This is a genomic window from Roseateles sp. (assembly GCF_039595595.1).
Taxonomy (GTDB): domain Bacteria; phylum Pseudomonadota; class Gammaproteobacteria; order Burkholderiales; family Burkholderiaceae_C; genus Roseateles.
The window spans coordinates 320,260-347,131 of record NZ_JBCNLG010000001.1 but is presented as its reverse complement, the minus strand read 5'-3'; the positions used below and the strand labels follow the sequence as shown (position 1 = coordinate 347,131).

The 26,872-nt window shown below is 67.3% G+C and carries 26 protein-coding genes; 7 read left to right on the top strand and 19 right to left on the bottom strand.

Annotation, left to right across the window (positions count from 1 at the left end):
• Positions 1-197 precede the first annotated feature (197 nt).
• On the top strand, positions 198-605 hold the full coding sequence (locus tag ABDW61_RS01570; protein WP_343635515.1) for a hypothetical protein: 408 nt from the start codon (positions 198-200) through the stop codon (positions 603-605).
• A gap of 61 nt (positions 606-666) precedes the next feature.
• Here ABDW61_RS01570 and ABDW61_RS01565 read toward each other — a convergent pair whose 3' ends face one another.
• The 7 genes from ABDW61_RS01565 to ABDW61_RS01535 form a co-directional block, all read right to left on the bottom strand.
• Positions 667-2,583 carry an AAA family ATPase gene (locus tag ABDW61_RS01565; protein WP_343635513.1) on the bottom strand — a complete coding sequence of 639 codons (1,917 nt, stop codon included), beginning with the start codon at positions 2,581-2,583 and terminating at the stop codon, positions 667-669.
• Positions 2,570-3,070, bottom strand: a complete 501-nt coding sequence (locus tag ABDW61_RS01560) for an ABC-three component system middle component 5 (RefSeq protein WP_343635511.1) — start codon at positions 3,068-3,070, stop codon at positions 2,570-2,572. The genes ABDW61_RS01565 and ABDW61_RS01560 overlap by 14 nt, the downstream gene beginning before the upstream one ends.
• A 3-nt stretch (positions 3,071-3,073) precedes the next feature.
• Positions 3,074-3,634 carry an ABC-three component system protein gene (locus ABDW61_RS01555; RefSeq protein ID WP_343635509.1) on the bottom strand — a complete coding sequence of 187 codons (561 nt, stop codon included), beginning with the start codon at positions 3,632-3,634 and terminating at the stop codon, positions 3,074-3,076.
• A gap of 6 nt (positions 3,635-3,640) precedes the next feature.
• Positions 3,641-3,796, bottom strand: a complete 156-nt coding sequence (locus tag ABDW61_RS01550; protein WP_343635507.1) for a hypothetical protein — start codon at positions 3,794-3,796, stop codon at positions 3,641-3,643.
• 878 nt (positions 3,797-4,674) lie between these two features.
• Positions 4,675-5,193 (bottom strand): SgcJ/EcaC family oxidoreductase, encoded by a 519-nt coding sequence (locus tag ABDW61_RS01545; protein WP_343635505.1) that lies wholly within the window; start codon positions 5,191-5,193, stop codon positions 4,675-4,677.
• A 178-nt stretch (positions 5,194-5,371) separates the two neighbouring features.
• Entirely contained in the window at positions 5,372-6,061 is a 690-nt protein-coding gene (locus ABDW61_RS01540) for a response regulator transcription factor (protein WP_343635503.1), read from the bottom strand.
• Positions 6,062-6,103: 42 nt separating this feature from the next.
• Positions 6,104-7,705 (bottom strand): ATP-binding protein, encoded by a 1,602-nt coding sequence (locus tag ABDW61_RS01535; protein WP_343635501.1) that lies wholly within the window; start codon positions 7,703-7,705, stop codon positions 6,104-6,106.
• Positions 7,706-7,956: 251 nt separating this feature from the next.
• Between ABDW61_RS01535 and ABDW61_RS01530 the strand changes: the two genes are divergently transcribed.
• Positions 7,957-8,535 carry a hypothetical protein gene (locus ABDW61_RS01530; RefSeq protein WP_343635499.1) on the top strand — a complete coding sequence of 193 codons (579 nt, stop codon included), beginning with the start codon at positions 7,957-7,959 and terminating at the stop codon, positions 8,533-8,535.
• A gap of 16 nt (positions 8,536-8,551) precedes the next feature.
• Positions 8,552-8,836, top strand: a complete 285-nt coding sequence (locus ABDW61_RS01525) for a hypothetical protein (RefSeq protein ID WP_343635497.1) — start codon at positions 8,552-8,554, stop codon at positions 8,834-8,836.
• A gap of 34 nt (positions 8,837-8,870) precedes the next feature.
• On the opposite strand, the gene ABDW61_RS01520 is transcribed toward ABDW61_RS01525, so the two are convergent.
• The 8 genes from ABDW61_RS01520 to ABDW61_RS01485 form a co-directional block, all read right to left on the bottom strand.
• Positions 8,871-10,424, bottom strand: coding sequence for a methyl-accepting chemotaxis protein (locus ABDW61_RS01520; protein WP_343635495.1), 1,554 nt, complete (start codon positions 10,422-10,424; stop codon positions 8,871-8,873).
• A gap of 125 nt (positions 10,425-10,549) precedes the next feature.
• Positions 10,550-12,118 carry a hypothetical protein gene (locus ABDW61_RS01515; RefSeq protein ID WP_343635493.1) on the bottom strand — a complete coding sequence of 523 codons (1,569 nt, stop codon included), beginning with the start codon at positions 12,116-12,118 and terminating at the stop codon, positions 10,550-10,552.
• A 170-nt stretch (positions 12,119-12,288) separates the two neighbouring features.
• Positions 12,289-14,274: a hypothetical protein gene (locus tag ABDW61_RS01510; RefSeq protein ID WP_343635491.1), complete on the bottom strand. Its 1,986-nt coding sequence runs from the start codon at positions 14,272-14,274 to the stop codon at positions 12,289-12,291.
• A gap of 51 nt (positions 14,275-14,325) precedes the next feature.
• Positions 14,326-15,219 carry a hypothetical protein gene (locus tag ABDW61_RS01505; protein WP_343635489.1) on the bottom strand — a complete coding sequence of 298 codons (894 nt, stop codon included), beginning with the start codon at positions 15,217-15,219 and terminating at the stop codon, positions 14,326-14,328.
• 277 nt (positions 15,220-15,496) lie between these two features.
• Entirely contained in the window at positions 15,497-16,168 is a 672-nt protein-coding gene (locus tag ABDW61_RS01500; protein WP_343635487.1) for an ATP-binding cassette domain-containing protein, read from the bottom strand.
• Positions 16,165-16,833, bottom strand: coding sequence for a molybdate ABC transporter permease subunit (gene modB / locus ABDW61_RS01495; RefSeq protein ID WP_343635485.1), 669 nt, complete (start codon positions 16,831-16,833; stop codon positions 16,165-16,167). The genes ABDW61_RS01500 and modB overlap by 4 nt, the downstream gene beginning before the upstream one ends.
• 22 nt (positions 16,834-16,855) lie before the next feature.
• Positions 16,856-17,632, bottom strand: a complete 777-nt coding sequence (gene modA / locus ABDW61_RS01490; RefSeq protein ID WP_343635483.1) for a molybdate ABC transporter substrate-binding protein — start codon at positions 17,630-17,632, stop codon at positions 16,856-16,858.
• 76 nt (positions 17,633-17,708) lie between these two features.
• Complete coding sequence (locus ABDW61_RS01485; protein WP_343635481.1) at positions 17,709-19,847, bottom strand: diguanylate cyclase; 2,139 nt, start codon at positions 19,845-19,847, stop codon at positions 17,709-17,711.
• 236 nt (positions 19,848-20,083) lie between these two features.
• Here ABDW61_RS01485 and ABDW61_RS01480 point away from each other — a divergent pair, with 236 nt between their 5' ends.
• The 4 genes from ABDW61_RS01480 (at position 20,084) to ABDW61_RS01465 (ending at position 24,234) form a co-directional block, all read left to right on the top strand.
• Positions 20,084-21,514 carry a circularly permuted type 2 ATP-grasp protein gene (locus ABDW61_RS01480; protein ID WP_343635479.1) on the top strand — a complete coding sequence of 477 codons (1,431 nt, stop codon included), beginning with the start codon at positions 20,084-20,086 and terminating at the stop codon, positions 21,512-21,514.
• Positions 21,515-21,593: 79 nt separating this feature from the next.
• A complete protein-coding gene (locus tag ABDW61_RS01475) occupies positions 21,594-22,562 on the top strand; it encodes an alpha-E domain-containing protein (protein ID WP_343635477.1) in 969 nt (322 codons plus the stop codon).
• 43 nt (positions 22,563-22,605) lie between these two features.
• On the top strand, positions 22,606-23,448 hold the full coding sequence (locus ABDW61_RS01470; RefSeq protein ID WP_343635475.1) for a transglutaminase family protein: 843 nt from the start codon (positions 22,606-22,608) through the stop codon (positions 23,446-23,448).
• Positions 23,449-23,499: 51 nt separating this feature from the next.
• A complete protein-coding gene (locus ABDW61_RS01465; protein ID WP_343635473.1) occupies positions 23,500-24,234 on the top strand; it encodes a proteasome-type protease in 735 nt (244 codons plus the stop codon).
• A 16-nt stretch (positions 24,235-24,250) separates the two neighbouring features.
• On the opposite strand, the gene ABDW61_RS01460 is transcribed toward ABDW61_RS01465, so the two are convergent.
• Genes ABDW61_RS01460 through ABDW61_RS01445 form a run of 4 tightly spaced genes read right to left on the bottom strand, consistent with a single transcriptional unit; the run spans position 24,251 to position 26,872 of the window.
• The gene (locus ABDW61_RS01460; RefSeq protein ID WP_343635471.1) at positions 24,251-24,730 is read right to left on the bottom strand and encodes a nuclear transport factor 2 family protein; all 480 of its coding nucleotides are present in this window, start codon (positions 24,728-24,730) and stop codon (positions 24,251-24,253) included.
• 55 nt (positions 24,731-24,785) lie between these two features.
• The gene (locus tag ABDW61_RS01455) at positions 24,786-25,571 is read right to left on the bottom strand and encodes an amino acid ABC transporter ATP-binding protein (RefSeq protein ID WP_343635469.1); all 786 of its coding nucleotides are present in this window, start codon (positions 25,569-25,571) and stop codon (positions 24,786-24,788) included.
• On the bottom strand, positions 25,555-26,208 hold the full coding sequence (locus ABDW61_RS01450; protein ID WP_343635467.1) for an amino acid ABC transporter permease: 654 nt from the start codon (positions 26,206-26,208) through the stop codon (positions 25,555-25,557). Before ABDW61_RS01450 ends, ABDW61_RS01455 begins: the two co-directional genes overlap by 17 nt.
• Entirely contained in the window at positions 26,201-26,872 is a 672-nt protein-coding gene (locus ABDW61_RS01445) for an amino acid ABC transporter permease (protein ID WP_343635465.1), read from the bottom strand. Before ABDW61_RS01445 ends, ABDW61_RS01450 begins: the two co-directional genes overlap by 8 nt.

The window sequence follows — 26,872 nt, the reverse complement described above, 5'->3', positions numbered from 1 at the left end:
CGCCCGGGCGCTCGAGAGGAAATCTGCGCGGTTTGAGCGGAGCTCTCGCTACGCCAATGAGACGGCCCAGAGCCATGGGTCGTGGCCCGCACTACACCGTCTTATGAAGCTGGCACGGGCCGGCCGCCGCCATCTACCGCCTCATCGCCGACACCCCCGAGCGATTCAACCTCGGCCACGCTCGCGCGCTGGTCAAGATGAGTTCTGACGCCAGTCTGGTCTCGATGCTGAACTACGTGCGTCCGCTGCTCGGGCCGGCGGAGCTCATCAAGCTGGCAACCGAACAAATGCTGAAGCTCGACCGACCCGCAGTTGACCTTGATGGGTGGCTCGACATCATGAGCGCCGCTTCGGACGACGACATCTGGGATGTGATGAGCACCGAGGAGAAGCTCATTCACGCAGACTTGGACGAGGAGCTCGAGCTCTACGCAGGGCCCGTCAGGTTCGGCGGCGTGATGACCTGGTGCTTGAGCAAGGAAGAAGCGCTCGTGGCTCTACCAGGGCAGCGCAATGTTGCGACTTGCCGCGTTGAACGCCGTCGATGCCTTCTTCAGCTATGCCCGACTGGGGTGTTCGTCATCCTGGTGGGCAACGCACACTGACCCGCTGCTAGGAGGGCTCCGCCTAGCAACGGGCGGCTCCGACCAACATCCGCCTGACAGTTCAGTGCAGCTCCAGAGACTTTTTCGTCACGGTCGTCGTGGGACCGACCACCAGTGAACTCGTTGCCAGATTCGGTGCGATCTGCGAGGTAGCGAAGATTATCTGGTGGGACGATGGCAGGACATCGCTTAGCTCCACAATTGCATTTTGAAGCGCATGCGAGCGCTCGAGTTCTTGCCCGCCGTCGTCGATGCCGTCAAGAAGCATGAAGCGAGGCAACCGGAAGAAGGGGTGTTCCGCGCTAGCGGCCAGCAATGCCAAATGGAAGCAATGCTTGAGAATCACCATTGAACTCTCAGAGAACTGCCTCTGACCATTTACGGCGACTCGATTCTCACCAAAGTCCCAAGACACGACAGAAGCATTGATGAACTCGTCCTGTCGTGGCAAGTCGTTTCTAAGCAGACGAATGAGGTGATCGAAGATGCTCTTGTTCGCGTCGGCCTTGGAATCCACCGTCGCGTTCTCCCAGCGCAATATGTTTTCGGTCAGTACATTCTTTCGATCTTGAAGCTCCGCCCGTTGTCGCTGCAGTTCCTCAATTATCTCGGCAAGTCGCTGGTTGGCGGCCAGTTGCGAAAGAAGCTGGGTGAGAGAACCAATCTTCGCGCTTAAATCCTCAATGACTTGCTCGGAAGGGGCAGTCCACTCTGCAGCCGCGGTATTGAACTCGTTCTCCGCCGTCGAAAGCTCACGTCGAAGCTTCGGGATTTCAGAACGCAAAAGTTTCAGCTTTTCTACCCGCGCTGACTGAAGCTTCACCGACTCGGACTTCTGCAGCGCGAGTTCATTCTTCATTCTAAGAATCTGCGACGCAACACTAGCCCCATCGCCTTGCCCCTTGCAGAGAGAACATGCGACGTCGCCAGAGATGGGCTCAACCTTGGAAAAACAGCAGGGGCAAAAGTTGAACTGAATCTTTCCAAAGTGAGCTTTAGTAGACTCAGAATCATCCAGCGCATGAATGCGGCGTTCAAGTTCTGCGATGAATTGTGCTGAGTCTTTCTCCTCCAACTCCAGTTCCCCAACGGCCCCTGATTTTGAGGCGAACTGCTGTTGAAGCTCCGTCAATTTCAGTCGCAGCTTACCTAATCGCACCCCTGTAGCGTCAGCGTTGCTAGGCACTTCGCGCCGGTTAGCCTTTGCTTGAACAAGCGCGGCGTGAGCCTGACCGAGTTCTGCCTCGACGGAGGCCTGCTCAGCCTGCAACATCTCCAATGTGTTGGCACCGGCTTGCCCGGAACGGCCGAGCACCACCATAAGATTTCTCAGTTGAGCGACCGCCTTATCCAACTGAGCGTCAACGTTTTTCAACTCAAGCTGCGCGTCGTAGAGCTCGTCGTTGTAAACCCCACAAAGATAATTTCCTACTGTTTCCTTCGTAAGTTGGGTATCGAACGGCTCAGACCTGAATATTTCGTCGTGCGGCGTCCGTTGGTCCACATACATCAAACGCATAATTTGATGCATGGTGATATTTGAAGCACTCTCTCCCCGCAGCTCCGGCAGCCCCATTGCCCTGAACAACACTTGGCTGAAGCTTTCTTTAGAGGCGGAACGTTGATACGGATAGGACTCCCAGTGAGAGTAGCTCGCCGCATCAGCGCTGGGCAAATCTCCCCAGAATATTTGAATGGGGTTTCGACGCTCCTCGTTGACGACCCGTCTGAGTGTGACCGGCACCGAGTTCAACGACAATTCAACAAACACGTCGGTACAGAGAAGCGCCTCATTCTTCCAAGGTACAGATTCTCCGCCGATGCCGTAAAAAATGAAGTCCATGATCGTGGACTTACCTGAGGCGTTCTGCCCAGCGATAATATTCACGCCTTCATGAAATGAAACATCGTATGCGGAAACGGCACCCGCCATGACCCTTACCCTGCGAATCTGAAGATTGGGCTTATATTGGATCATAACGATATTCCATAAGACCGCTGCGATGCTTTAGCCCATCCTCACCCAGAAGGGGAATTTCCATTAGCTTGGTCGCAATAGTATTGAAGAAGGGAGCTTCGCTCGCCCGCAGGCTTCGACAGCGCACCTCAATATCAAAAGGAAGACTCAATGCAGTCCGGGTTACCCTGCCAGCGCTCAGTTCCGACTGAGTGATGAAGCCTGCTCCGGCAAGGCAGCCAAGAGCTCCGTCCTGTGTTGGCTTAAGGCTGAGAAACAGCCGATTCGCGCCAATGGCCTCTCGGTACGGGCTTTCATAGGTTTTTGCCGCTGCTCTAACTTCCGAGAATCCCTTTGGCAGCTTGAACTTCGCAACCACCGAGGGGAAACACAAGGCAAAGTCAAGAATACGCATGCGGTCAACTTCGACCGTCTTGCTCAATTCGAGAATGCTGAGTATGCGGAAGATGCAGTGATACGCATCGAACACTGGGTTGTAGACTAACATCCGTCAGTCCCACCGAATGTGGCAGTTTCCAGCCAAGAAGTAGAGAAACGCCTCGACCATAGTAGGATTCATACCAAGATCGCTTGGCTCAGCGCTACTTACGACCGGATGAAGCACTTCGCCATAAACCGCTGCGTCAATCACCTCGCGTGAAGCACCCTTTGCGATCAGTGGTCGCACGTGATGCTTAAACCGAGAATGAAGCTCTCCGAGCGTATAAGCGAAAATTTCCTGCGCGGTTTGCGAAGTCTGGAAGCGCACTATGCGCTTCATCGCGCGCTCCTTGGCAGCTTCCGCGTCATCCACTAGGTCTGCTCGACCTGACTCGACCAGCTTCTCACGCAACGTGCGGACAATTTGAGCTGCAGGTCGATCAATATAGTGTTGCAAGTCTTCAATGAAATGCTTTTCGGCGTCGCTGATGTTTTCAGCTTCGGCTCTAAACTTTTCGTAGAGGATCGCGATGTGATTCTGGCGAGCAGCAATTATGTTTGTAGTTTTATGAATGCTCCCACCAGCAACATCACCTCCGGCACTTATTCCGTGCTGTGTCGTGAGTTGCATCGCGAGTCACTTCCGAATGTCGCGTCCCGCGACATCACCGCCCGCCTTGATGTTGCTCTGCTTGATGCTGTCGTCCGACTTTCGGGTGCTGTGAATCTTTACAGCTAGGCCGCCTGTCAATGCGCCAACGATGAACGACACGATCTCCGTGATGTATTCCATACGCCTCCCAGCGAATCTTCTCGTTGCCAGAGAATAGCTCAGAGCGTTTGGGAGCGTGTTAAGTTGAAGGTCTGGAATTCCCTCGATTAGGTGGGTAACGCAACTCGGTTCGTAAGTTGGCCTGGCCATCTTGATTTCTCAGGCCGTGCGACACCATGTCTGCTGGGCGACCGGCGGTCCGACCGGGCAACTCTTCACACTCACAGTTCATCCGCCCCTGTCGCTTGATGAAGCCGCCGAACTCTTCAGGTTGTTGGCGTTGCGGCCCCTCCGCCATCGTCGGTCGCTCAGGCAAGTGCTTGCGACACGCATCCCCAATCCCAGACGCATCCCGCCACGCAGTTCGCTTGGGAAAGCAGTCGCTTCCAACGAGGGCCTGGCAGAGAAGCACTACCGCGAACACTCGGGCCCGAGGCGTTGCGCATCTCAGCTGCATGGCGCCCAAGACGGCCTGCTGGAACCGTGACTCAGACCAACTCGTCCATCGCGGCCCAGGAGGGGCGTACCTTGGGGGGCTGTGGGTTCGCCGCAGCTGGGCCATCCGTGTGCGCGTCTGCGCCGGCGGTCTTCTTAGGTTGCTCAATTTTTGAGCAACTCCGGATTTGGCAAGATTTTTTCCTGATTTTCCTTTTTAGATCAATTGCTTAGGAAACCTGTCAAAAATGGCACACGCTGTCCGGACTTGTACAAAAACGGCAAGAGCTGGCTGGACAAATCGGGGGCTCATGCGCTTGGAGGCCTAGGAAAACGGCAAAACCAGGCCGGATTCGCGGCTGCGGCAGGGCGAATTTGTCACGTGTGGCAACCGGCTTCTGTCTTTCCAGCCTCGGCGGCGATGAGGACCTGGGTCCCCACCGGCCGCCGTCAATGGCGGGACGTCACTTCGACTCGGGCATCGCCGAGGAGTGGTGATGGGCGATCAGCCACTGGCCGTTCTTCCATTCGTACACATAGGTGTAGCGCGCCTTGACCACGTTGCCGTTGTCGAAGCGGAAGGTGTAGGTGCCGACGTCCTGCGCGACGTTGCAGCCCAGCTTGATCGTGCGCTTGTCGATGGTGCCTTGCGGGCTGTTCTTCAGGAACTTGACGAAGTAGTCGCGGATCTCGGCGGGCGAGGTGCGCGGCTCGTTGGTGACCGTGGGCAGCAGCACCGCGTCGGCGGCGTAGTTGGCGACGACCTTGTCCGGATCCTTGGTCGCGAGCGACGCGTTCCAGCGGTCGAAGAGCGCGGCGATCTGCGCCCTGTCCGCGGCCGCGCACTGCGCAGGGCCCGCGGCGACGCGGTCCTGCGCGAAGGCCGGCGCGGCGGCGGCAAGGGCGATCGCGGCCAGCGCGCCACCGAGGGCGCGGCGGCCGATGGTGGTGGAGAGTTCGCCGGAGCGGACGGAAGCAGTCATGGTCGGGTTCCAGTTCAATCGTTGACGAAGGCGCCTGAGGGCGCCGCACAAGAGGTGCTTCTTGTGTGTGATCGATTCTGGAAAGCGCGCATGAACCGGCGCGTCGAACGTGATGAACTGCCGATGAGCGCCAGATGAACCGAGGATGAACAGCGCCGCCGGCGTCAGATCAAGCCGGTCAAGCCGGAGCGTCGTCGAGCCGGTAGCCCAGTCCCCGCACCGTCTTGAGCAGGGGCAGGCCGTGCCCCTCGTCGATCTTGGCGCGCAGCCGGCGCACGTAGACGTCGACGATGTTGGTCAGCGGATCGACGTTGACGCCCCAGACGTTGGACAGGATGCGCTCGCGGCTGAAGAGCCGGCCGGGCGCGCTCATCAGCAGCTCCAGGAAAGCGAGTTCCTTGGCGGTCAGCGTCAGCGGCCGCCCGGCGCGGCTGGCCTGCATCCGTTCGCGGTCGAGCACCAGGTCCGCGACCTGGAGCGTGGCCGCCTCGACGCGCTGCTCGCGGCCGCGCCGCTGCAGCGCGACGATGCGGGCCAGCAGCTCCTCGAAGTCGAAAGGCTTGGTCAGGTAGTCGTCGGCGCCCAGGCGCAGGCCGCGGACCTTGTCGCCGGTGCTGTCCATCGCGGTCAGCATCAGGATGGGCACGTGACAGCCCTCGGCGCGCACGGTCTGGCACAGGTCCAGGCCGTTGAGCCCCGGCAGCATCAGGTCGAGGATGACCAGCCCGTGGTCCCCGCCGCGCACGCGCGCGAGGCCGTCGGGGCCGGTCGCGGCGACCTCCACCGTGAAGCCCTCGGCGGTCAGGCCGCGCGAGAGGAAGTCGGCGATGCGGGGATCGTCCTCGATGACGAGCAGGTGTCGGTTCATTGGGGGAGCTCGGAACGACGTGGAGGTCGGGGGGGCGAAGTGTCAGGCGGGCTGGGAGAACGGCAGCAGCAGGCGCACGGTGGTGCCGATGTCGACGCGGCTGTCGATCTCGATGTGGCCGCCATGCGCGTCGAGGATCGCCTTGGCGATGGACAGGCCGATGCCGGTGCCGTCGGCGCGGTGCCGGCGCGCGCGCTGGCCGCGGACGAAGCGCTCGAAGACCTGGCTGATCTCCTCCGGCGCGATGCCGATGCCTTCGTCGCGCACGCTCAGCGCGATGTCGTCGCCGCGCAGGTCCCAGGCCACGCGCACGGTGCCCTGCGGGCGCGAGTAGCGGATCGCGTTGTCGATGACGATGAGCAGCGCCTGGCGCAGGCGGATCGGATCGGCGTGGATCTCCAGGCCGTCGGGAATGGGGGCCGCCTCGATCCGCTGCCGGTGCGTGGCGGCCAGGGTCTGGGCCTGCGCGATCGCCTCCTCCATCAGCGTGGCGAGCGCGACGCGCTGCGGCGCGATGTCGAGCTCATCGGCTTCGGCCCGCGCGACCAGCATCAGGTCGTCGACGAGCCCGGTGAGCTGCTTCACCGCCGAGACGATGCGGCCGAGCGCGAGCCGGTAGTCCTGCGCCGGCAGCGCGGCGGCGCGCAGCGCGATGTCGGCCTCGCCGCGGATCACGGTGGCCGGCGTGCGCAGTTCATGACCCAGGTCGGCGAAGAGCTGCCGCCGGCGCTGGTCCAGCCGCTGCAGCCGCTGATGCGCCTCCTCGAGTTCGTGGGTGCGCGCGCGCACTTGTTCCTCGAGTTGACGGCGCACCGCCTCGGCGGCCTCGCGATGCAGCTGGAGCTCGTGCGCCATCGCGTTGAAGTGCGCGGCGACGCGGCCGAACTCGTCGCTCGACCGGACGGGGATGCGATGTTCGAGCCGTCCGGCCTGCAGCGCCTGGGTGCCTTCGAGCAGCGCGTCGAGCGGCCGCTTGAGCCGCCGGCTCAGGTGCAGGTACAGGCCGGTGGCCAGCACGAAGGTCAGGCCCACCATCACCACCGCTCTCAGGCGCAGGCGGCGGATGCCGTCCTCGGTGGCCGCGCGGGCGATGGGCACGGCGCGGCGCTGGCCCTCGATGGCGCCATTGAGCAGGTCGCGCAGATCGCGGCCGTGGGCCATGTCGAAGACCTGGTTGAGTTCGCGCCAGACCGCGTCGAAGCCGGTGCCGTCGGCATGGGGCTGGAGCTGGCGCAGCTGGCTGCGCAGCTGCGCGATGTGGGCGCCGAGCAGATCGCTGATGTCGACCAGGCGTGTGACCCCGTCGGGGATGGCGCCGCCATCGCGCGCGGAGATCTCCTGCCAGGACTCGAGGTGGCGCCGCGACATCTGCGCCAGCCGCCGGGCGCTGGCGTCCATGGCGTCGAGCAGGCGTTCGCGCGTGGCGTCCTGGGCGCCGGCGCCCATGACCTGCTGGGCGGCCCAGTTGCGCAGGCGCTGCTTGTTGGCGGACAGGTCGAGCAGCTCGGAGAGCAGGTCGCTGGTCAGGCGGCTGTGGGCGGCATAGCTGTCGACGCGGATGGCGCCCCAATGGACGAAGGCCGCCTGCGCGCAGACCAGCGCCAGCATGGCGGCCAGGGCCAGCGTCAGGCGGAGTCGGTACATGCGGCGCGATTCTAGAAAGCCTGGCCGCGACACCGGCGCTGTTCATCTGCGGTTCATGTCGGCGCGCCCAGGGGGACCACCGCGGAGCCCTCCGTTGGGGGAGAGAAATCGCAGATTCGCTCATTCGAATGCCGTCATTTGTGCGATTGATGCGCGAAGCCAAATGCCTAGAGTGCCTCAGCTCTGCGCTCGACGATGGGGCCGCAACGGGACATCGCACGCGAGCTTGCTATCGCCATGGAGGTCGGGAAATGGACTTGCTGAGGGAGAACTGGATCCGGTTTGTCTACGGATTGGCGAGCGTCTGCATCGTGGCGGCCGCCTACCACTATCGCGTCGAAGTCCTCTCGGACAAGGACAGCTTTGACCGGTTCAGTTACATCGGCGGCGTCGCCACCTTCATCGGATTGCTGATCACCGTGTCGGAGGTGCTGCATGCGATCGGCATTTCGAAGGGCATCCGCGCCGAAGCGCGCGCCTTGCTGGCCCAAGCCCGGAAGATCGACCTCGCGGCACTTCTCAGCGAGTGCCTGATGCTGGTCGACAGGATCAACGATGACCTGATGGACAACCGCCGCGAGACCGCCTTGCAATGTGTTCATCAGACACGCAGGGCCTACCTGCGAGCGATGCTCTCAGGACCTGATGCGGACGCGCTGTCCGTGGAGCTCGCCGAACTGGAGGCCTGTTTGCGGGACGCCTTTCGCTCCTGCGAGCGAAGTGCCGCTTTGTCCAGGCGCACCACCTCCGACATACAGCAGCGCACCCTGAAGGTGAAGCGCGACCTCGAAAAACTCATCTCCGGAAGGACGGCCTCCGATGTTTCCTGAAAAGATTCGACGCTTCGTGTCCCAACTCACCCAGCGGACGGAGTCCGGCGAGCTGGTCTGGCGATACGACTACTACGACGCCGTCTTCTGCACCGGGCCCGACTTCTCCGCCAAGCTCCTGTACGCCATGAACGCGCGCGACTCCTGCACGCAATTCACATTCTTCTATCGGGACGCGGAGGACAACGACTACGAATTCATCGCGCAGAGCGATGCCCGTGACCCGACCGACTACCAGCTCGCAGGTCAGCTCTTCGATACGGCCCGCGCGAGCGGGCTCGCGCTCCCTTACTCCTACTGAATGGGCGCGGCTGCCCAAAGGGGAAACGCCGGCTTCAAGCCAACCTGAACACCGCGATCGCCGCCGACAGCCGCTGCGACTGGTCCTTGAGGCTCTCCGCCGCGGAGGCGGCCTGCTCGACCAGCGCGGCGTTCTGCTGCGTCATCTGGTCCAGGTGCCCCACCGCCGCGTTGACCTGGTTGATGCCGTCGCTCTGCTCCTGCGACGCCGCCCGGATCTCGGCAATGATGTCCGTCACCCGCTGCACGCTGGTGACGATGTCCGTCATCGTCGTGCCGGCATCGCTCACCAGCCGCGAGCCCGATTCCACCCGGTCCACGCTCGTCGCGATCAGCCCCTTGATCTCCTTGGCCGCCGCCGCGCTGCGCTGCGCCAGCGAGCGCACCTCCCCCGCCACCACGGCGAAACCGCGCCCCTGCTCCCCCGCCCGCGCGGCTTCGACCGCCGCGTTCAGCGCCAGGATGTTGGTCTGGAAGGCGATCCCGTCGATCACGCCGATGATGTCCGCGATGCGCCGCGAGCTGTCGCTGATCTCGCCCATCGTCGCCACCACCTGGCCCATCACCGTGCCGCCGCGCTGCGCGGTCTCCGCCGCCGAACTCGCCAGCTGGTTCGCCGTCAGCGCCGCGTCCGCGGTCTGGCGCACCGTGCCGGTGAGCTGCGTCAGCGAGGCCGCCGCCTGCTGCAGGTTGGACGCCGTCTGCTCGGTCCGGGCCGACAGGTCCATGTTGCCGCTGGCGATCTCCGCGCTGGCCGTGCCGATGCTGTCCGTGGAGCCGCGCACCTCGCCGATGAGCTGCAGCAGCGCGCCCTGCATCGTGTCCAGCGAGCGCAGCAGCTGCCCCGTCTCGTCGTTGCCGCCGCCCTGGATGCGCGCCGTCAGGTCGAAGCGCGCGATCGCATCGGCCACCTCCGCGGCCTGGCCCAGCGGCCGGGTGATCGAGCGCGTCAGCCACAGCGCCAGCGCGCCGCCCGCCACCAGCGCCACGAGACCGAAGACCACCAGCGCGACGCGCGCGCGCTGATTGGTCTCCGCGAGCGACTTCATCACCGCGTCCAGCTGGTCGCGCTGCTGCTGCACGACCTGGCGGATGCCCTCCTTGTAGTCCTGCGCCGCGGCCTGGAAGCGCTCGTCGAAGATCTGCCTGGCGCGCGCCATGTCGCCCTGCTTCTTCGCTTCGGTGATGCTGTCGCGCAGCGTCAGGTAGTTCTTGCGCAGCGCCGCGATCCGATCGAACTGCGCGCGCTCTTCGGGCGTGGTCAGCAGCTTGTCGAGCTTCTCCTGCAGCTCGGTGGAGATCTTCGTCGACTCGGCGGCAGCCGGCGCGAAGAAGGTCGCGAGGGCCGGGTCCGCGCTGACGGCGATGGCGGTCGTGCGCGTGACGCCGTTGAACACGTTGCGGAACCAGTCGGAGGCGACGCGCTCGGTGACGATGGCGTCGTCGTACATCGCGGCGGTGCGCGCCGCGACGCGGCTCAAGCCCCAGTACCCCAGCGCCGATCCGATCAGCGCGATCACCAGCACCCCAGCCTGCACGAGCGCCAGGCGCCGTCCGATGGACCCTCGGGCGGACAGATTGGACTTCATGGTTGTGTCTCCTCGGGCGCGGGCCCGAAGGGAGATCGAGCCCCAGCGCGTCCGAGGATGTTGTCACGGCCTCCGGCTCGCCGCCAGCACCGCCCCCTCGGAAGCGGTGCCCGCGGCGGCCCGCCTCACTGCTGCGGCTGGCGGGCGCGTTCGCGCTCCTTCTCCTCCTCGCGGCGTTCGTCCGGCTTGCGCTCGTCGGGGCGGTGGCCGGGGTGCGCCTGGGCGGCGCTGGCGGCAGGACGGCGCGGGGGCGCGGCACCCTCGCGGCCTTGCTGAGCCTGACGTTCCTCGCGCTGATGCTGGGCCTCGCGTTCGTCGCGCGGGTCGCGGCCATGCGGGCGCTCGGCCGCCGCGGCGCGAGCCCGCTCCTGCGCAGCCTGTTCGCGGGCTTGCTGGTCACGGGCCTGCTGATCCCGCGCTTGCTGATCCCGGAACTGTTGCTGGCGCGCCTGCTCGCGCGCTTGCTGCTCATGCGCCTGCTGATCGCGCAGCTGCTGCTCACGGGCTTGCTGCTCATGCATCTGTTGCTCATGCATCTGCTGCTCGTGCATCCGCTGATCTCGCGCCTGCTGATCTCGCGCCTGCTGGTCGCGCGTCTGTTGATCGCGCACCTGTTGATCACGCATTTGTTGATCACGCGCCTGCTGCTCTCGGGCCTGTTCCCGCGCCATGTCCGGTGCTGGCCGCTGCGGCGGTGTCATCGCGGGCTGAGGCGGTCCGCCCTGGACGCGAGTCATCTGCGCCGCCGGCAAGGCGGCGGGGTGTCCCGGCGTGTAGGCGGGAATCGGCGTCGCGCTCGCGGGCACGGGTGCCTGGGCATGGACGACGGCCGGCATCGCCGCGGCCAGGTGCGCCGCCGCCGGCACGTTGCCCTGGAAGGGCTTGCCGTTCGCGGTCGCCCCGGCGGGCGCGACGATCGTCACGTTGGTGATGTTCGTGACGTTGTTGGTCACGTTGTTGGTGACGTTGTGGACGTTGGCGACGTTCGTCGTGTTGTGCACGTCGACGTTGTTGATGGTCGTGTTGTGCGAATCAACGTTGTTGATCGTCGTGTTGTTGTGCTGGATGCGCATGCCGATGTTGGTGACCGGCGGCGCGCTGACGACCACCGCGGGCGGCGTGCCGATCGGCGCCGGCACGATCAGGCCGGCGCGCGATCCGGGCGGCGGCGGCACGAACACGCCCATCGGGCCGACCGGCCGGGCGCCGCCGCCGATGGCGATCTCGACCGACAGGTGCAGGCTCGGGGGCGGCGGCACGAAGGCCACGCCATGCGCGGCCCAGAAGCCGGACACGAACACGACCGCCCCGTCGCGGTGCTCGTAATAGGGTTGGACCCAGACGTAGTCCGGCCGCGGCGGCGAGCTCCAGCGGCCCGCGCACCATACCCAGCGGCCTTGCCAGCCCCAGTAGCCGCCGGTCCAGACGGCGCCCGGATAGGGCTGCGGCGGCGGCACCTCGACCAGCATCGGCGGCGGCGCGACGTCGACGAACACGGGTTCGGGCTGAACCAGCGGCGGCTCGACATAGACGCTGACGACCGGTGCGGGCGGCGGCGGGGGCGGGACCCAGACCGGCGCGCTGCGGTATTCGACATCGGCGTTGACGACGGTGTGGCGCGGCTGGGCGCAGCCCGTGAGCAGCGCGGCAAGGGCGGCCGCGGCGAGCGCGGTCATGCGGAGGGTGTGAGGCATGGGCTTCGTGAAAGAGATGGCCATGTCTTGCCAACGGTCCCGCCGGGTCTGCGTTGACCCGTTTTCCGGCCCACCCGTATCGGGCTGTAAGGGGAATCAAGAACGGGTGAAAGGCCGATGAAATCGGCGTTCCCGCCTGCCGCCGCGCTCACGCGGCCCTCACGCCATCTTCAGATCCGAGGCACGAAGCGCAGCTCGGGAATCGGCTTGAGCGACCCGACGTCCAGCGTCCGCGCCTGCCCGGCCTGCTTCAGCGGCGTCGCCGCGCCGATGGCGAAGAGGCCGGTGAGAAAGCGCGTCGCTTCGTCCCGCATCGCCGAGGAGCGCTCATAGCGCGTGTCGTCGTCGAGCAGCATCAGCCAGTCGGCCGCGGCGGCCGTGCCAGTTGCCGGCGCGAGCGCCGCCGTCGCCGGCTGCATCACGCCCAGGAAAGTCGTGAGCCGCGCGCGGCGATGGCTTTCCCAGCCCGCGCCGGCCTGCGCGCCGGCCGGATGGAAGCGCGCGATCAGGCGCTGCGCCGCCATCGCGCCGGCATCGGCGAGCGTCGAGATCGTGCCCGCCGCCATCGACAGGTTCAATCCGCCCTCGTCCGGCTTCAAGCTGATCTGGACGATGCGATCGCGGAAGGCGGGCGTGGGGAACTGGATCTCGTCGCGCCAGTTCTGCATCGTGCCGACGATGCTGCGCAGGAATCCGGCGAGTCCGGCCAGCGGCGTCTTCTCGCTGGCGGCGGCGCCGCGCTGCTCCCAGCCGGCGACGAGGTCGGGCTCGGGCCAGTAGCGCAGGCGGCCGCCGCGGTCGTCCTCGGCCAGATAGAGGCGGCCGCCGTCGTTGCCGGGCGCATCGCGCCGGATGGCGTGGTCGGGATGCGGCGGCTTCAGGTTGACGGCGAAGGTCGGATGACGCGGCAGCATCGCGTCGAACATGTGCAGCGGCATGTTGCTGCCGATGCCGCCGTCGGAGAACCAGATGCGCGTTGCGCGCAGGCTCAGCGCGCGGCGCTCGCCGGCCGTGGTGGCGGCGCGGAAGGCGGCCTGGATGGCCTGGTTCCCGGTACGCGACCAGTCCACCGCGTACAGCGGCACCGCCGACAACAGGATCGGGAAGCTGAGGCTCATCCGGATCGCGACGACCACCGGCAGCTCGCCATGCCTGGGCAGCGGCTTCAGCGCCCTGCCCTGCGCGCTGACGATCGCCGGGCCTTCGCCCTCGCCCGGGAACGCGGCCGCGAGCGCCGTCATCACGGCGGGCGGGAAGAGCGCGGCCCATTCGATCGGGTCGTAATAGAACATCGGCGTCCCGGGCCGGAACGGGATGCTGTAGACCATGTGCTGGCTGACGGCGCTGGTCATCACCTCGAGGTTGATGCGCCGGGTGGTCGGGTCGGGCCCCCACAGATCGCCGAAGCTCAGCGGCGGGCCGTCGATGCTCTTGCCCGCCAGCGCGTTGAAGTAGCCATGCAGCCAATCGGTGAGCGCCGTCTGGCCGCCCTGCTCCGCCTGCGCGCGCTGGGTCAGGCCGCTACACAGGCCATAGCCGTTGTCCTTGAGGCCTCTGAGCAGCCCGCGCGCGAAGAGCACGGCCGCTGTCGCGACCGCGGCCGCCGCGACGAGGGCGGCCGTCAAGGCCATGCCTGCCACGGTGGCCGCGACCTGCCAGGGCGCGAGGCCGGCCTCGGGCGCGAGCAGACGCGCCGATGGCAGCAACAGCAGCACGCCGATCACCGCGATCGCGAGCCCGGCCAGCCAGTGCATCGCGGCCATGCCGCCGATGACGGCCGCCGCCGCCTCGGCCGGCGGCTTGCCGAGCGCGCGCGTGAGCACCTCGAAATGCCGCCGCAGCGCGGGCACGGGTTGAAACAGCGTGAGCAGCCGGCTGCGCCCTGATGAACGCCTGCCCCGCGGCACATCGGCGCCGAGTTCCTCCGGCAGCTTCGCCAGCATGTCGAAGGCGCCGGCATGGCCGCGCTGGCGTCCGTACTCCGCGGCGGCGCTGGCGCCTGCGGCGATCGCACCGGCCGAGGTGCCGCCGATGTTCTTGAACTCGTAGCGTGCGGACAGCCCGGCCACCAGCCTGGGATAGATCACGCCGCTGGTGACGCCGCCCTTCATGACGAGGTCGCAATGGCTGACCTGGTCCGCGCTGCTGTCCCGCATGTCGTCGCCCTCCTTGACGCCCCATTCTCGGGGTGCGGGCGACAACCAGCGTCAGGAGCGGCTGGCGCCGGCTGGTACGCCGCGAGCGGCCAGCGCTGCGAGCAGCCGCTCGGGCTCGTCGACGCGCAGATCCAGGACCTCGACGGGGTCCGGGACCGGGGCGCCCCGCACCCGGACGTTCGAGAGGGCCTCGGGCGCGAGGAGCAGGCGCAGATTCGGCGAATCAAGCGGACTCACTTCCAGGATGCGTTCCTTGCCGAGTGATGAACGCCCTTTCGCTCTTCGAGGCTGCACGAGGGCTCCCGTCACAAGCCGCAACGGGACCGCGCCGCGCACGCAAGCGCCGAGTTGCAGATGCAGGTGGGCCGCATCGAGCACGTGCGCGCCGGCCTTCAGCCAGTACCTGTCCCCGATACCCAGCACGAAGACCCATGTGGTCAGCACGAGCAGCGCCTCATGCAGCAACTCGCGCTTGGCCTCGGCCATGCCGAGTCCCTTCATCAGAAGGGCTCCGACGGGCAGTTCGATCACGAGGCAGATTGCCAGCACGACGGCCGCGGCAGGGTAGGTGCTGGTTCGCCAATAGCGGAATGCCTCGCCCTGCGGCGGTTCCGGCGCCGCTCGCCCGGCCAGTTGCCGCAGGAATCCAAGGACGAGCGTTGCCACGAAACGCTGCGCGCCAAAGACCTCGACCGGTTGAATCGACATCGCGCTCCAAATCCAGCCCCGAGACGACGCGCGGGACGCTTGAAAGCGCGCGATCCCGCCTTGAAATCCCACGGCGTAACGGGACACCAGCACGGCTGCGGTGAGGGCTAGTAAAGCGGCTTTCAGCACCTGCCGAATTTCTTCAGGAACCCAGAATCGGGAAAGGGCCAGGACGAAAGCCGAGAAGAAAACCGCCCCGGCGATGGAAGACCAGCGAATGCGGGCGAATCCGTTCATTCAACTTTTGAATCGAGAGGGCCTGTGGACCGCCAATTCTTCGCTCCAGCGGCGCACAGAGAAAACCCCCTCTGAGGTGTGAGGACCAGAGATTGAAAGCGATCGCTTTATTGAATACAGCCTCTCGACCCCACCTATTTTCAGCAGTTCCGTGACACCAATCGGTGGGGTGAGTCGGATATTTCGTGTGGGTGCCAATTCATTCGCCATCCACCGAAAAGAAGTCAGCCACCCATCGGGTGGCTGATTCCTCCTGAAGGCGCTGGCGGAAATCGATTCAAGATTCCGCGTGCACGGTCCCATCGCGCAGCAGTATCCTCCGATCCCCGAATCTCGCCACGTCCTCGGGGTCGTGGGAAATCATCAGCATCGGAATGCCGACGCGCTCGAGCAGCATGTCGAGCTCGGTCCGCATACGGCCGCGCAGCTCGGGATCGAGCGCCGAGAACGGCTCGTCGAGCAGCAGCGCGCGCGGCTCGTTGACGAGCGCGCGCGCCAGCGCCGTGCGCTGGCGCTGGCCGCCCGACAGCTGGTGCGGCCGCTGCTGCGCCACCCGCTCCAGTTCGAAGGCCTGGATCCATCGGTCCACCGCCTCGCCACCATCGTGGCGCGACGGGTTCAGCCAGCCCCGCTTCAGCGCGAATGCAATGTTCTGCCGTACCGTCAGCTGCGGGAACAGCGCGTAGTCCTGGAAGAGATAGCCCAGCCCACGCTGCCGCGCCGGCACGTCGATGCGCGACGCGCTGTCGAACACCGGCTTGCCGTCGATACGGATCGTGCCCTCGTCCGGCTTCAGCAGACCGGCGATCGCCTGCAGCGTCAGGCTCTTGCCCGCCCCCGACGGCCCATGCACCACCGTGCGCCGCGCATCGGTGGCGAAAGCGACCGACAGCTCGAAGCGGCGCCCGCCGCCCTCGACATGCTTGCGGATGCGGACTTCGAAGCTCATCGCACGGACCTCGGCCCGGCCAGCCGCCCAGCCGCCAGCAGCACCACGACGCAGGTCACCGAGACGATCAGCACCAGCAGATTGGCGGTGTCGTCCTGACCCGCCTGCACCGCCTCGTAGACCGCGACGGACAGCGTCTGCGTCTTGCCAGGGATGCTGCCCGCCACCATCAGCGTCGCGCCGAACTCGCCCAGCGCGCGCGCGAAGGCCAGCAGCACGCCCGCCAGCACGCCGCGCCAGGCCATCGGCAGCGTGACGCGGAAGAACAGCGCCCATTCGCCCAGACCCAGCACGCGCGCGGCGCGCTCGAGCTGCGGGTCCACCCCCTCGAAGGCCGCGCGTGCCGACCTCATCACCAGCGGAAACGCGACGATGGTCGCCGCGATCACCGCCCCCTGCCACGTGAAGATCAGATTGATGCCGAAGCGGTCCCACAGCCACGCGCCGAGCCAGCCGCGCTTGCCGATCACCACCAGCAGGTAGTACCCGAGCACCGTCGGCGGCAGCACCATCGGCAGCGTCAACACCGCGTCCAGCAGCTCCCGCCCCGGAAAGCGCAGGCGCGCCAGCGCGAAACCGGCCGCCACGCCCAGCACCAGATTGAGCGCCGTCGCCCAGCCCGCGACCTTCAGCGACAGCGCCAGCGCGATCCAGGCCGGTTCCACGTGCGGCGCCGCTCCCCTGATCTCAGGGCTGCTCGAAGCCGTGCTTCGCCAGCACGGCCTGACCCGCCGCCGACGCGACGAAGTCCAGGAACTGGCGGCCGCCGGCGGCATTCGATCCGCCAGGGGTGACGGCGATCGGATACGAGATCGGCGTCTCGGTCGGCACGCGGAACAGCACGCGGACCTTGTCCTTCATGACGAGGGCATCGGTCGCGTAGACGAAGCCAGCCTCGGTCTCGCCTCGAGCGACGTAGTCCAGCGCCTGGCGCACGTTCTGCGCGAACACCGCCTTGGGCTCGACCGCCTGCCACAGGCCCGCCTTCTCGAGCGCCCCCTTGGCGTAGCGGCCGGCGGGCACGCCCTCGGGCTTGCCGATGGCGACGCGCTTGACCGCCACCTGCTGCAGGTCGCTCAGCGACTTCAGCGCGACGCCCTGCTCGGCCGGCGTGATGACGACCAGCGCATTGCGCACGAAATTGCGCCGCGTGCCGTCCACCAGCAACTTCTGCTGCTGAGCCCTGTCCATCGTCTCCTGGTCCGCCGACGCGAACACATCGACCGGCGCGCCCTTGACGATCTGCGCCAGCAGCGCGTCCGAGGCGGCGAAGTTGAACAGCAGCCTGGTGCCCGGATGAGCGGCCTCAAAGGCCGGCGCCAATTCCTTGAAGGCGTTGGTCAGGCTCGCAGCGGCGGAGACGGTCACGTCCGCGGCGCGCGCGGGGCCGGCGGCCATCAGCGCGCACGTCAACGCGAACCTCAGCGCGAACCTCGGCACCGCGGCGCGGCGGGCGATGCTCATCGGACGGGTGCAAGGCAAAGCGGGGCCCTCTCTCTTTGGCCGGAGCGGCGAAGGAAGGGTCGCAATATATCCGCCCTCAGTCCGCCAGCTTCCAGCAACCGCGCCCCGCCGCCTTGGCGGCGTAGAGCGCGTCGTCGGCGCGGCCCAGCAGCGCGACCTCGCCCTCCAGGCCGCCGTCGTGGCAGGCGATGCCGATGCTGGTGGACATCGCCACCTCCTGGCCCTGCAGCGTCAGCGGCGCCTTCACCGCGTCGAGCACCTTGCCCGCGACGCCGCCCGCCTCCTCCGGCGCATTCAGGTTCTCCAGGATCAGCACGAACTCGTCGCCCGCCAGGCGGCAGAGCTGATCGGTCTCCCGGACCGCGCCCCGCACCCGGTCTGCGAAGGCCCGCAGCACCGCGTCGCCGGCCGCATGGCCCAGCGCGTCGTTGATCTGCTTGAAGTGGTCCAGGTCCAGGAACATCAGCGCCATCGTCTTCTGGCTGCGCCGCGCGCGGGCCAGCGACTCGGACAGGCGCGACTCGAACTGGCGCCGGTTCGGCAGCCCGGTCAGCGGGTCCACCCGGCTGAGCTGGTCCAGCTCGCGCTCGACCTGCTTGAACGCGGTGATGTCGGTCGCCAGCGTGTAGACGCCCGCCACGCTGCCGTCGGGCTGCAGATCGGGCACGTACTCGGTCAGCATGTCGCGCACCACGCCGTTGGCCTCGGAGCGGGTCTCGAAGCGCTGCCGCACACCCGCCAGCGCGCCCTTCAGATAGGGCAGCCGCTGCGCGTGCAGCACCGGCCCGATCACGTCGATCAGCGGCCGGCCCAGCGCCTCCTCGGGCGCCATGCCCATCCAGCTGCGGAAGGTCGCGTTGAGGAAGCGCAGCCGCTCCTGCGCGTCGATGTAGGAGATCAGCACCGGCAGGTTGTCCGCGATCATGCGCAGGCGCTGCTCGCTCGCCTCCTGGCGCAGCATCGCGTCATGCAGCTCCAGCGTGCGCGCCTGCACCCGCAGCTCCAGCGACGCATTGAGCTGCGCCAGCGAGCGGTCCTGCTCGGCCTGACGCCGCGCCAGGTCGTTCAGCGCCTGCGACAGCACCGCCGCCTCGCGGTAGCCGCCGACGTCGGGCAGCGCGTCCTCGCTGAGGTGGCGGCGATGCGAGATGGCCTCGGACAACGCATTCAGCGGACGGCTCATGCGCCGCGCCAGCCACCAGCTCACCGGCACCGCGGCCGCCAGCAGCAGCACCGCGCACAGGATGATCTGGCGGCGCAGCTCGAAGTAGTCCGCCAGCGCCACCTCGACCGGCTGCCGGACCAGCACCGTCCAGCCCAGGCCCGGATAGACGCCATAGCCGTGGCTGGGCACGCTCACCGCGAAGTAGTCCACGCCGTCCAGCGCGTGATGCCGCAGGCCCTGGCCGCTCTCCGCGCCGAGCGTCATCTTCCTGCCTTCGAGCTCCGTGGGGCCGAGGATCACCGCGCCATCCTTGCCCAGCACCAGCGCGTCGGCCTTGTGCGAGGCCATCGTCGCGTCGATCAGCTCGCTCTTGATCTGCCGCGCCCAGCCCCAGCTGAGATGCGCCCCGAAGACGCCGCGCAGCTGGCCGCCGTCGTCCAGCAGCGGCACCGCGAAATCGACGAAGCGCCACGGCTCGCTGCGGCGCGGCAGCAGCTTCTCCAGCAGCAGCGCCGCATGGACGTCGCCGACGAAGGGCTGGCCGTTCTTCGCGCCCTGCCACCAGGGCCGCTTGGACACGTCCACGCCGGCCAGCAGCCCGCCCGCCGACGCCAACACCTTGCCCTGCGCGTCGGTCACGCCCAGCCAGGCGAAGTGGTCGAAACCGATCTGCACCTGGTCCAGCGCGCGGCGCATCGACTCCGGATCGCGGAAATCGCGGAACGGCTCCAGTTGGGCCAGCACGCGCACCTCCTTGAACTGCTGCGCCATGCCGCGGTCCAGCGCGTCGCGGAAGTCCACCGCGACCTGGCGCAAGGACTCGACCGCGCGGCGCTCGGCATGGGCGCGGGCGAAGTTCTCGATCAGCAGCACCGAGATCGCCACCGCCACCGCCACCGCGGCGAACACCAGCGCGGTGAGCCAGCGGCCCAGCGAGGCCCGCGAGCCGCGCGGCGGGATGAAGTCGGCGGCGGTGGCGGCGCCCGGGGCCGGCGGGGAAGCGCCGGCGGCGGGGGACGAGGGTGGGGAGACCGGGGTGTCTTGAGGCATTGACGGCAGTTGTAGCGAGAGCGGAGCGCGCCCGCAACGCGGGATAGTGCCACTGCACCAGCAGCGGGCGATGACGGAGCCTGTGGGCGCACCGCCCCGGGGCGGCCTTTGCAGGCGCACCAAAAGCGGTCAAGCTGGCGTCCATGCCGGCCCGCGCGACGCGCCGGGCTGGGCACGGGCCTTGCAACCTGCCCCGCCGGGCCGCCGCCCGGAGGCGGTCCGTCCCTGGAGACCCCATGCATGCGCTGACCCTGCCGCCCGCCGGCCACTATGACGAGATGCTGCTGCAAAGCGGCGCGATCCGGCCCAGCTACCAGGCCTTCGCGGACTGGCTCCATGCGCGCACGCCCGAGGCGCTGGCCAAGAAACGGGCCGAGGCCGATCTGCTCTTCCACAAGGTCGGCATCACCTTCGCCGTCTATGGCGACGAGGCCGGCGCCGAGCGGCTGATCCCCTTCGACACCGTGCCGCGCATCGTCCCCGCCGAGGACTGGCGGATGCTGGAACGCGGCCTGCGCCAGCGCGTCACCGCGCTCAACCGCTTCCTGTGGGACATCTACCACGGCCATGAGATCGTGAAGGCCGGGCTGATTCCCGCCGAGCAGGTCTTCGCCAACGCGCAGTACCAGCCCGCGATGCAGGGGCTGGACCTGCCGCTGGGCATCTACGCCCACATCACCGGCGTGGACCTGATCCGCCATGCCGACGGCGGCTATTACGTGCTGGAGGACAACCTGCGCGTGCCCTCCGGCGTGAGCTACATGCTGGAGAACCGCAAGATGATGATGCGGCTCTTCCCGGAGCTGTTCGCGACCTACGCGATCGCGCCGGTCGCGCATTACCCGGCGCTGCTGCTCAACACGCTGCGCCAGGCCAGCCTCGCGGACAACCCGACGGTGGTCGTGCTGACGCCGGGGCCGTTCAACTCGGCCTACTTCGAGCACGCCTTCCTCGCGCAGCAGATGGGCGTGGAGCTGGTCGAGGGGCAGGACCTGTTCGTCAAGGACGGCTTCGTCTTCATGCGCACCACCGTCGGCCCCAAGCGCGTGGACGTCATCTACCGCCGCATCGACGACGCCTTCCTCGATCCACTGGCATTCCGGGCCGATTCCATGCTGGGCGTGCCGGGGCTGCTGTCGGTCTACAAGCAGGGGCACGTGGTGCTGGCCAACGCGATCGGCACCGGCGTGGCGGACGACAAGTCCATCTATCCGTATGTGCCGGACATGATCCGCTTCTACCTGGGCGAGGAGCCCATCCTGCACAACGTGCCGACCTGGCAGTGCCGCAAGCCCGAGGACCTGGACCACGTGCTGAACCACATGGCCGACCTGGTGGTGAAGGAGGTCCATGGCGCAGGCGGCTACGGGATGCTGGTGGGGCCGGCGTCGACGGCGGCCGAGGTGGCCGACTTCAAGGAGCGCGTCAAGGCCAATCCGGCCAACTACATCGCGCAGCCGACGCTGTGTCTGTCGAGCTGTCCGACCTTCGTGGAGCGCGGCATCGCGCCGCGCCACATCGACCTGCGGCCCTTCGTGCTCTCCGGGCGCGAGGTCAACATGGTGGCCGGCGGCCTGACGCGCGTGGCGCTGAAGGCGGGCTCGCTGGTGGTGAATTCGTCCCAAGGTGGCGGCACCAAGGACACCTGGATCCTGGAGAGAACATGAAGCCCCCACGCTCACTTCGTTCGCTGCCCCCCGGGGGGGCGCCCGCCTCCCTTGGGGACGGCCCGGCGGGAGGCTCGACATGCTGAGCCGCACCGCCTCCCAGCTCTACTGGATGAGCCGCTATCTGGAGCGCGCCGAGAACCTCGTGCGCATGCTCGACGTGACGCATTCGCTGTCGCTGCTGCCGCAGTCGCGCGGCGCCGCGACGGAGCTGGCCGCGCCGCTCGCGGTGACCGGCACGCTCGAGGCCTATCAGGCGCGCCATCCGCGTCTGAGCGCCGAGCAGCTGTTCCGCTTCATGGGCACGGACCTGGAGAACCCGGCATCGGTGCTGTCGTGCATCCGGCAGGCGCGCGAGAACGCGCATGCGGTGCGCGGCCAGATCACCGCCGAGATGTGGGAAGCCATCAACACCAGTTGGCTGGAGGCCCGCGCGCTGGCGCGCAAGGGCGTGGCCGAGCCCTCGTCCTTCTTCGACTGGGTGAAGGAGCGGTCGCACCTGTTCCGCGGCGCGACCTACGGCACGCTGCAGCGCAACGATGCCTACTGCTTCATCCGGCTGGGCACTTTCGTCGAGCGCGCCGACAACACCGCGCGGCTGCTGGACGTGAAGTCGCAGCTGATCGCGCCGGCGGTGGACACGCTCGCGCCCGTCGACGCGCCGAGCGAGAGCGCCCCCGACTTCTACGCGTGGAACGCGCTGCTGCGCTCGCTGTCGGCCTTCGAGGCGTATCACGCGGCCTATCGCGACAGCCTGAACGGCCGGCGCGTGACGGAGCTGCTGATCCTGCGGCCCGACGTGCCGCGCTCGCTGCGCGCCTGCTGCGACGAGATTCGTGCGATCCTGCCGCAGATCGAGGCGCGCGGCGGCGCCGAGGACGCCGGCCGCACCGCCAAACAGAGCGCGGGACGGCTGGCGCTGCGGCTCGAGTACGCCGCCGTGGACGAGATCCTCGAACAAGGGCTGCACCCGTGGCTCACGGGCTTCCTGCAGGACTCGGCGCGGCTGGGCCTGGACATCCAGCAGGCCTACTTCGAGGCGCAATGAACGCGGCGTCCGACCGCGACATGAAGATCCAGGAGACCGGGCCATGCATCTGCACATTTCGCACGAGACCGTCTACGACTACGACGCGCCGGTGGCGCGCAGCACGCAGTACCTGCGGCTGACGCCGCGGCCAGGGCGTGGGTTCCAGCTGCTGCAATGGCGGCTGGAACTGCCGGCACCCGCCAGCGCCTGCAAGGATGCGTTCGGCAACACGATGCATGTGCTGAGCCTGGACGGACCGGGCCGGGAGATCGTGCTGCGCGCCATCGGCGAGGTGGACACCGGCGACGCGCCGCCGTCGCCCGACCCGGAAGACGAGCTGCCCGCGCCGCTGTTCCTGCGCGACAGCGCGCTGACGCGCGCGGACGAGGCGCTGCGGCAGTTCGCCGCCGGCTTCGCGGACGCGGCCAAGGCCGACGCGCATGAGGCGCTGCTGTCGCTGATGGCGGCGATCGGTGAGCGCATGCCCTATCTGAAGGGCTACACCGACGCGGCCACGCCGGCGGCCGAGGCCTTCCAGACCGGCCGCGGCGTCTGCCAGGACCACGCGCAGGTCTTCGTCTGCTGCGCCCGGCTGCTGGGCCTGCCGGCGCGCTATGTGTCGGGCTATCTGGCGACCGATTTCGAGCATGTGGCGAGCCATGCCTGGGCGGAAGTGCGGCTGCCCGATGCCCCGCAAGGCCGGGCCCCCGCGCACGGCATGGCGGGCGGCTGGCTGGGCTACGACATCAGCAACCAGTGCCTGGCCGATGGCAGGCACGTGAAGCTGGCCATCGGCGCGGACTACCTGGACGCCTGTCCGGTGCGCGGCGTACGAACAGGCGGTGGGCTGGAAACGATGCGGGCCGAAGTGCTCGTGAAACCCGGCACGGGGGACCAGCAATGACGCGGCGCAGGGCGCGCACGGCGCGGGATTGATCGGCTACGCTCCCGCCCCATGACTTACTGTGTTGCCATGCGGCTGCGTGCCGGCCTGCTGTTCGCGTCGGATTCCCGCACCAACGCGGGCGTGGACCACATCGCGACCTTCCGCAAGATGAATGTCTTCGAGCAGCCGGGCGAGCGCCTGATCACGCTGCTCAACGCGGGCAACCTGGCGACGACGCAGAGCGTGGTGAGCCTTCTGCGCCAGCGCGCCATGGGCGAGGGCCGGCACCTGATGAAGCTGACGTCGATGTACGACGTCGCGGAGCTGCTCGGACGCACGCTGAAGGAAGTGGTGTCGCGGGACAGCGAAGGCAACGACCAGTTGAACCAGGGCGTGGACTTCGGTGCCAACTTCATCGTGGGCGGGCAGATCCGCGGCGAGGCGCCGCGCATCTTCCACGTTTATCCGCAGGGCAACTTCATCGAGGCGACGGAAGACACGCCCTACCTGCAGATCGGCGAATCGAAATACGGCAAGCCCATCATCGACCGCGTCATCGACTTCGACAGCTCGCTGGCGGAGGCGACGAAATGCGCGTTGATCTCGTTCGACTCGACGATCCGCAGCAACCTGTCGGTGGGGTTGCCGATCGACATGCTGCTCTACAAGACGGACAGTTTCGCGCCGGCGCAGCCGCACCGGATCACCAAGGACGATCCCTACTTCACGACGATCAGCCAGGGCTGGGGCGCGGGCTTGAAGCGGGTGTTCGAGCAACTGCCGGACGAGGACTGGTTCGCGTGAGCCGCCGGGCCTGGCCTTACGCCAGGTCCTTGCAATCGCAGACGTCGCTGCCGTTGTCGAAGACGACGCGCCAGCGCCCATCGGGATCGCGGCGCCAGGTGGACGCGAAGCGCGCGACGAGCTTGCCCTTCACGTGGACCGGGCCGGTGCTGTAGCCGAGCTGGCCATTGGGCAGCACCTCGACGAGATCCGGCGCCCACGAGAACGGCGCCTCCGGGCCGTCGAAGAAGCGTTTCCAGCTGGCGAGCACCGCGGCGCGGCCGCGCTGCGGCTTGCCCCCGCCGATGAAGACGGCATCCTCGGCGACGAACTCCGCGAAGGCCTTGAAGTCGCGCCGCGCGAGCGTGGCGGCGAAGGCGATCTCGGCATCGCGGACCGGGTTGGACGCGTCAGCGGCGTGAGGCGTCTCGTCGGCCGGCGCGGCGATGGCGGAGCCCGTCAACGCGCCCGATGAAAGCGCGAGCGTGGATCGGAGGATCGTGCGGCGGTTCGGCATGGCGGGGCTCCTCGTGAAGTGCGGAGCAGTCTAAGCCGCGATACCGCTCTCGCCATCAGTCATCCAGCGACTTCAGGAACTGCCTCAACTCCGCCGTCCGCGGCGACCCGAAGATCTCCGCTGGCGCGCCCATCTCATGCACGCGGCCCTGATGCATGAAGATCACCCGGTCCGCGACCTTGCGCGCGAAGTTCATCTCGTGCGTGACCATCAGCAGCGTCATGCCCTCGTCCGCCAGCGACTCGACGACGCGCAGCACCTCGCCGACCAGCTCCGGATCGAGCGCCGACGTGATCTCGTCGCACAGCAGCACCTGCGGCTCCATCGCCAGCGCCCGCGCGATCGCCACGCGCTGCTGCTGGCCGCCGCTCAGTTGATCGGGCATCGCATCGAACTTCTCCGCCAGACCCACCCGCGCCAGCAGCGCCCTCGCCTGCTCGGCGGCCTCCTTGGCGGTGCGCTGCTTCACCAGCGTCGGCGCCAGCATCACGTTGCGGCCCACGCTCAGGTGCGGGAACAGATTGAAGCTTTGAAAAATCATCCCGACCTGCTGCCGCAGCGCGCGCATCGCCATCGCGCTCTCGTGCAGCAGCGGCTTGCCGGCCACCGTCAGCGAGCCGTCCTGGAACTGTTCCAGCCCGTTGATGCAGCGCAGCAGGGTGCTCTTGCCCGATCCGCTCTTGCCGATCAGCGCGATCACCTCGCCCCGCATCACGTCCAGGTCAATGCCCTTGAGCACCTCGTTGTCACCATAGGACTTGCGCAGCGCGGTGATGCGCACGATCGGCACGCGAGGCACAGCCGGGGTCTGCGAATCGGTGATATCAGGCAGCGCGGCCATGCGGCTTCCTTTCCAGATGTTGGGCGATCAGGCTCACGGGGAAGCACAGGGCGAAATAGAACAGCGCCACGCAGCCGAAGACGAGGAAGGGCTGGAAGGTCGCGTTGGCGATCATGCCGCCGGCCTTGGTCAGCTCGACGAAGCCGATCACCGAGGCCAGCGCCGTCCCCTTGATGACCTGCACCAGGAAGCCGACCGTCGGCGCGATCGCCAGACGCATCGCCTGCGGCAGGATGACGTGGCGCAGTTGCTCGCCAAAGCTCATCGCCAGGCAGCGCGCGGCTTCCCATTGACCGCGCGGCACGGCCTCGACGCAACCGCGCCAGATCTCGACCAGATAGGCGCTCGTGTAGAGCGTCAGGGCGAGTGCCGCGGCCGTCCAGGCCGAGACCTCGATGCCCAGCAGCGCCAGCCCGAAGTACGCCAGGAACAGCTGCATCAGCAGCGGCGTGCCCTGGAAGAGGCCGACGTAGGTGGCGATCAGCCGTCCGGTCTTGCGGCCCAAGGCCAGGCGCAGGCACAGCAGCGCGCCGCCGACCAGCCCGCCGCCGATGAACGCGATCAGCGACAGCGCCACCGTCCAGCGCAGCGCGAGCGCGAGATTGCGCAGGATGTCCCAGAGGGTGAACTCAACCACGCGGCGCTCCTCCGAAGAACCACTTGGGCCCGGCCCACAGCAGGAAGCGCCGCAGCACCAGCGTCAGCGCGAGGTAGATCGCCAGCGCGACGAAGGTCGCCTCGAAGGCGCGGAAGTTGCGGCTGTGGATCAGGTTGGCGGCGTAGCTGAGCTCCTCGGTGGAGATCTGCCCGCACACCGCCGAGCCCAGCATCACGATCACGATCTGGCTGGTCATCGCCGGCCACACCCGCTTGAACGCGGGCGGCAGGATCACGCGGGTGAAGACCTGCACCGGACCCAGCGCCAGGCTCTGCGCCGCCTCCCATTGCCCGCGCGGCGCGGCCTGGATGCCGGCGCGCAGGATCTCCGTGCCGTAGGCGCCGAGGTTGAGCGTCATCGCGATCATCGACGCGGTCACCGGCGAGAGCTTCACGCCCAGCGACGGCAGACCGAAGAAGACGAAGAACAGCTGCACGATGAAGGGCGTGTTGCGCAGCAGTTCGACATAGACGCCGACCGCACGGCGCAGCGCGGCGGGGCCGCAGGCGCGCGCCCATGCGCCGAGCGTCGCGATCAGCAGGCCCAGCGGCACCGCGACCAGCGTCAGCCCGACGGTCCACGCCAGGCCGCGCAGCAGCAGCGGCCATTCAGCCAGGACGGCGCTGAAGTCGAACTCGATCAT

Coding starts and splice junctions, on each gene's coding strand:
- ABDW61_RS01570 (WP_343635515.1), top strand. CDS start 198: ATGAGTTCTGACGCCAGTCTGGTCTCGATGCTGAACTACGTGCGTCCG.
- ABDW61_RS01565 (WP_343635513.1), bottom strand. CDS start 2,583: ATGATCCAATATAAGCCCAATCTTCAGATTCGCAGGGTAAGGGTCATG.
- ABDW61_RS01560 (WP_343635511.1), bottom strand. CDS start 3,070: ATGTTAGTCTACAACCCAGTGTTCGATGCGTATCACTGCATCTTCCGC.
- ABDW61_RS01555 (WP_343635509.1), bottom strand. CDS start 3,634: ATGCAACTCACGACACAGCACGGAATAAGTGCCGGAGGTGATGTTGCT.
- ABDW61_RS01550 (WP_343635507.1), bottom strand. CDS start 3,796: ATGGAATACATCACGGAGATCGTGTCGTTCATCGTTGGCGCATTGACA.
- ABDW61_RS01545 (WP_343635505.1), bottom strand. CDS start 5,193: ATGACTGCTTCCGTCCGCTCCGGCGAACTCTCCACCACCATCGGCCGC.
- ABDW61_RS01540 (WP_343635503.1), bottom strand. CDS start 6,061: ATGAACCGACACCTGCTCGTCATCGAGGACGATCCCCGCATCGCCGAC.
- ABDW61_RS01535 (WP_343635501.1), bottom strand. CDS start 7,705: ATGTACCGACTCCGCCTGACGCTGGCCCTGGCCGCCATGCTGGCGCTG.
- ABDW61_RS01530 (WP_343635499.1), top strand. CDS start 7,957: ATGGACTTGCTGAGGGAGAACTGGATCCGGTTTGTCTACGGATTGGCG.
- ABDW61_RS01520 (WP_343635495.1), bottom strand. CDS start 10,424: ATGAAGTCCAATCTGTCCGCCCGAGGGTCCATCGGACGGCGCCTGGCG.
- ABDW61_RS01515 (WP_343635493.1), bottom strand. CDS start 12,118: ATGCCTCACACCCTCCGCATGACCGCGCTCGCCGCGGCCGCCCTTGCC.
- ABDW61_RS01510 (WP_343635491.1), bottom strand. CDS start 14,274: ATGCGGGACAGCAGCGCGGACCAGGTCAGCCATTGCGACCTCGTCATG.
- ABDW61_RS01505 (WP_343635489.1), bottom strand. CDS start 15,219: ATGAACGGATTCGCCCGCATTCGCTGGTCTTCCATCGCCGGGGCGGTT.
- ABDW61_RS01500 (WP_343635487.1), bottom strand. CDS start 16,168: ATGAGCTTCGAAGTCCGCATCCGCAAGCATGTCGAGGGCGGCGGGCGC.
- modA (WP_343635483.1), bottom strand. CDS start 17,632: ATGAGCATCGCCCGCCGCGCCGCGGTGCCGAGGTTCGCGCTGAGGTTC.
- ABDW61_RS01485 (WP_343635481.1), bottom strand. CDS start 19,847: ATGCCTCAAGACACCCCGGTCTCCCCACCCTCGTCCCCCGCCGCCGGC.
- ABDW61_RS01480 (WP_343635479.1), top strand. CDS start 20,084: ATGCATGCGCTGACCCTGCCGCCCGCCGGCCACTATGACGAGATGCTG.
- ABDW61_RS01475 (WP_343635477.1), top strand. CDS start 21,594: ATGCTGAGCCGCACCGCCTCCCAGCTCTACTGGATGAGCCGCTATCTG.
- ABDW61_RS01470 (WP_343635475.1), top strand. CDS start 22,606: ATGCATCTGCACATTTCGCACGAGACCGTCTACGACTACGACGCGCCG.
- ABDW61_RS01465 (WP_343635473.1), top strand. CDS start 23,500: ATGACTTACTGTGTTGCCATGCGGCTGCGTGCCGGCCTGCTGTTCGCG.
- ABDW61_RS01460 (WP_343635471.1), bottom strand. CDS start 24,730: ATGCCGAACCGCCGCACGATCCTCCGATCCACGCTCGCGCTTTCATCG.
- ABDW61_RS01455 (WP_343635469.1), bottom strand. CDS start 25,571: ATGGCCGCGCTGCCTGATATCACCGATTCGCAGACCCCGGCTGTGCCT.
- ABDW61_RS01445 (WP_343635465.1), bottom strand. CDS start 26,872: ATGATCGAGTTCGACTTCAGCGCCGTCCTGGCTGAATGGCCGCTGCTG.